This is a genomic window from Dietzia sp. CW19 (assembly GCF_014145265.1).
Taxonomy (GTDB): domain Bacteria; phylum Actinomycetota; class Actinomycetes; order Mycobacteriales; family Mycobacteriaceae; genus Dietzia; species Dietzia natronolimnaea.
This window is the reverse complement of sequence record NZ_JAALEE010000203.1, coordinates 1-3,748: the sequence shown is the minus strand read 5'-3', so window position 1 is coordinate 3,748 and position 3,748 is coordinate 1. Positions and strand designations below refer to the sequence as shown.

The window sequence follows — 3,748 nt, the reverse complement described above, 5'->3', positions numbered from 1 at the left end:
CCGCACTCGCGGCCGCGGTGTCGGCCGCCTGTACGACGGCGGTCGAGGTGGTGCTCGCATGACGACCCCACCCGGGCTGGCGTCCGAGGACGCCGCCGTCTTCGGCTACGGTCTCGTCCTGGCCGGCGCGGACAGCGGTATCCACGCCGCGGTCCGACGGGAGCTCGCCGCCCACCGTGCCCGACGGGATGCCGCGGAGGCCCTGTGGCCCGGCTCCCCTCCCGCGCCTGTCGGCTATCTGATGGCCCCCGACGCCCCGACCTCGCCCGTACTCCTGGCCATCCGGCTCGAGTCGGACTGCTGCGTGGCGTGGCGGACGGAGATCACGGCAGCGCGGTCGACGGAGATCCGGAGGTTCTGTCTCGACGCCCTCACGGCCGCCTCGATTCAGCTGGAGCGCTGGCGGACGCTGGTGCCGGGTGCGCCGTTCGAGGCGCTGCCCGGGTTCCCGCCCCCGTCCTGACGGACTAGCGTCCGGCCCCGACGAGCCGGATGATCTCGTCCGCGGCTCCGTCCACCGGTACCTGGGTGACCTCCCCGGTGGCGCGCTCGCGGAGCTCCACCGTCCCCTCCGACCACCCCCGACCCACGACCACGACCCACGGGACGCCGATCAGCTCGGCGTCCTTGAACTTCACACCCGGTGAGGCCTTGCGGTCGTCGAAGAGCACCTCGAGGCGGGCCCGATCGAGCGCCTCGACGAGCGTCGCGGCTCCGCTGGCCGCCGCCTCGTCCTTGTTGGCTATCACCACGTGGACGTCGGCCGGGGCCGCGGCCGCCGGCCACACCAGGCCCTTCTCGTCGGCGTACTGCTCGGCCAACACCGCGACGAGCCGGGACACCCCGATGCCGTAGGACCCCATCGTCACCCGGGCGGGCTTCCCGTTCTCGCCGAGGACGTCGAATCCGAAGGCGTCGGTGTACTTGCGGCCGAGCTGGAAGATGTGGCCGATCTCGATCCCACGCGCGAGGGTGAGCGTGCCGTGGCCGTCGGGGGCCTCGTCGCCCTCCCTGACCTCGGCTGCCTCGATCGTGCCGTCGGGGGTGAAGTCGCGGCCACAGACCAGGCCCACGACGTGTCTGCCCGGCTCGTCCGCCCCGGTGATCCAGGCTGTCCCCTCGACCACCCTGGGGTCCACCAGGTATCGGACCCCGCCCGCGAGCAGGGACCCGGGACCGATGTACCCCTTCACGAGGAACGGGTTGTCCGTGAAGTCGTCCTCGCCCAGCACGGCCACCTCGGCGGGCTCGAGCGCCGCCTCGACGCGCTTCATGTCGACCTCGCGGTCACCGGGCAGCCCCACGCCCAGCAGTTCCCAGTCCTTGCCGGGCTCACGGACCTTGAACAACACGTTCTTCAGCGTGTCCGCCGCTGTCACCTGGCGTCCGAGGCCCGCTCCATTGGCCCAGTCGACCAGCGTCGCGATCGTCGGCGTGTCGGGGGTGTCGTGGACGACGGGATCGGGGAGCCCCTCGAGCGGACGGGCGGGCGGTACCGGGGTCACCACGGCCTCGACGTTGGCCGCGTACTCCCCGTCCGTCGACCGGACGAAGGTGTCCTCCCCCGCCGCGGAGATCGCCAGGAACTCCTCGGACGCCGATCCGCCCATCGCGCCCGAGGTGGCGGCGCAGACCACGTACTCGATGCCCAGGCGGTCGAAGATGCGCTGGTAGGTCTCCCGGTGCACCTGGTACGAGCGCGCGAGACCGGCGTCGTCGAGGTCGAAGGAGTACGAGTCCTTCATGGTGAACTCGCGGCCCCGGAGGATCCCGGCACGGGGTCGCTCCTCGTCCCGGTACTTGGACTGGATCTGGTAGAGGGTGACGGGCAGGTCCTTGTACGAGGAGTACTCGCCCTGCACCGTGAGGGTGAACAGCTCCTCGTGGGTGGGGCCGAGGAGCATGTCGTTGCCCTTGCGGTCCTTGAGACGGAACAACGCCGATCCGTACTCGGTCCACCGGCCGGTCGTCTCGTAGGGCTCGCGGGGCAGGAGCGCGGGCAGGCTGATCTCCTGGGCCCCTGAGGCGTTCATCTCCTCGCGCACCACCTGCTCGATCCGCCGGAGGGTGCGCAGGCCGAGCGGGAGCCAGGAGTACACGCCGGGTGCGACGCGCCGGACATAGCCGGCACGGACCAGCAGTTTGTGGCTCAGGACCTCGGCATCGGCCGGGTCGTCGCGGAGCGTACGCAGGAAGAGGTGGGACAGACGCGTGATCACGGTGGTCAAGCGTAGCCGCCCGGGGACCCGCCACCGGAGCGACGGTAGCCTCAGCCGGGTGCGCATCCTCCTCTCGCCCTCCGAGACCAAGTCCGTCGGCGGGTCGGGCGACCCCCTCGATCTGGCCGCGCTGTCACTCCCGGCGCTCTCCGACACCCGGGAATCGGTGGCCGGAGCCCTGGTCGCGATGTGTGTCGACGACCCGGGGGGAGCGCGACGCGCGTTGGGCCTGAGCGACGCGCTCGCCGAGGAGGTGACGCACGACGCACGCCTGTGGTCCTCCCCCACCGCCCCGGCACTGAGCCGGTACACCGGGGTGCTCTACGACGCGTTGGACCAGTCCTCCTTCACCCGGGCCACCCGGTCGCGCGCCGAATCGCGGCTGTGGATCGGGTCGGCGCTGTTCGGCCTGCTCGCCGCCGCCGACCCCATCCCCCACTACCGACTCTCCGCGGGGACGCGGCTGCCCGGACTGGGAACGCTCCGCGCGGTCTGGAAGCCCTCGATCACCGACGCCACCGCGGGATGGGCCGACGACCTGGTGGTCGACCTCCGCTCGGACGGCTACCACCAGTTGGGGCCGGTCCCGGGGGCCGTCACCGTCGACGTCGTCACGGAGTACCCGGACGGCACCCGCAAGGTGGTGTCCCACTTCTCCAAGCACCACAAGGGGCTGCTCGCCAGGACGCTGGCGACCTCACGGGCGGAGATGGCGGACGTACAGGCGCTCCTGCGGGTGGCCCGCCGGGCGGGGCACACCCTCGAACACAGCTCGCCCTCCACCCTGACGATGGTGACCGGCCCCTGAGGGGGACGACGGCCCCTGAGGTCAGGATCCGGGCCCCCGAGGACAGGACCTGGGCCCCTGAGTAGAGGACCCGGGACCGCGAGGGCGGGATTCAGGCCCGGGTCAGCACCTGCGGGAGTCCGGCGACCTCGCCGACAACCACTATCGCCGGCGGCCGGACCCCGCGGTCGGTGAGCGTGGTGGCCATGGTGCCGACCGTGCACCGGTGGGTGACCTGACCGTCGAGGCTGCCGTCCACGATGATCGCGGCGGGGGTGTCCGGCGATCGGCCACCGGCCATGAGCGAGTCGGCGATGGCCGGGGAGTTCTTGACGCCCATCAGCACGACCAGCGTCCCCCGCATCCGGGCCAGGGCCTCCCAGTCGACGAGGGAGCCCGGGTGCCCCGGCGGGAGGTGACCCGAGACGATGGTGACCTCGTGGGTCATGCCGCGGTTGCTCACGGGGATCCCCGCGAGCGCGGGAACGCTGAGCGCGCTGGACACCCCGGGGACGACGGTGCAGGGGATCCCGGCCTCGGCGCAGGCGTGGGCCTCCTCGTATCCCCGCCCGTAGAGGAACGGGTCGCCGCCCTTGAGTCGGACGACGAACTTGCCCTCCCTCGCGCGGTCCACGAGGACCCGGTTGATGGCGTCCTGGGCCATCGAGCGCCCGTACGGGATCTTGGCCGCGTCGACGATCTCGACGTCCGAACGCAGCTCCCCCAGCGGCCGCTGCGGGGC

4 protein-coding genes are annotated in these 3,748 nt (G+C 72.1%); 2 read left to right on the top strand and 2 right to left on the bottom strand.

Annotated features, from left to right (window positions below):
• A partial coding sequence (locus tag G6021_RS06870) for a DUF4439 domain-containing protein (RefSeq protein ID WP_241736451.1) occupies positions 1–463 on the top strand: 463 nt, incomplete at its 5' end.
• Between the two features lie 4 nt (positions 464–467).
• Here G6021_RS06870 and G6021_RS06865 read toward each other — a convergent pair.
• Positions 468–2,219 carry a proline--tRNA ligase gene (locus G6021_RS06865; protein WP_182640920.1) on the bottom strand — a complete coding sequence of 584 codons (1,752 nt, stop codon included), beginning with the start codon at positions 2,217–2,219 and terminating at the stop codon, positions 468–470.
• Positions 2,220–2,277: 58 nt separating this feature from the next.
• Between G6021_RS06865 and G6021_RS06860 the strand changes: the two genes are divergently transcribed.
• Positions 2,278–3,027, top strand: a complete 750-nt coding sequence (locus G6021_RS06860; protein ID WP_182640919.1) for a peroxide stress protein YaaA — start codon at positions 2,278–2,280, stop codon at positions 3,025–3,027.
• Between the two features lie 91 nt (positions 3,028–3,118).
• Here the strand turns inward: G6021_RS06860 and cobA are convergent.
• On the bottom strand, positions 3,119–3,748 hold a 630-nt coding region (gene cobA, locus G6021_RS06855; RefSeq protein ID WP_182617665.1), incomplete at its 5' end, for a uroporphyrinogen-III C-methyltransferase.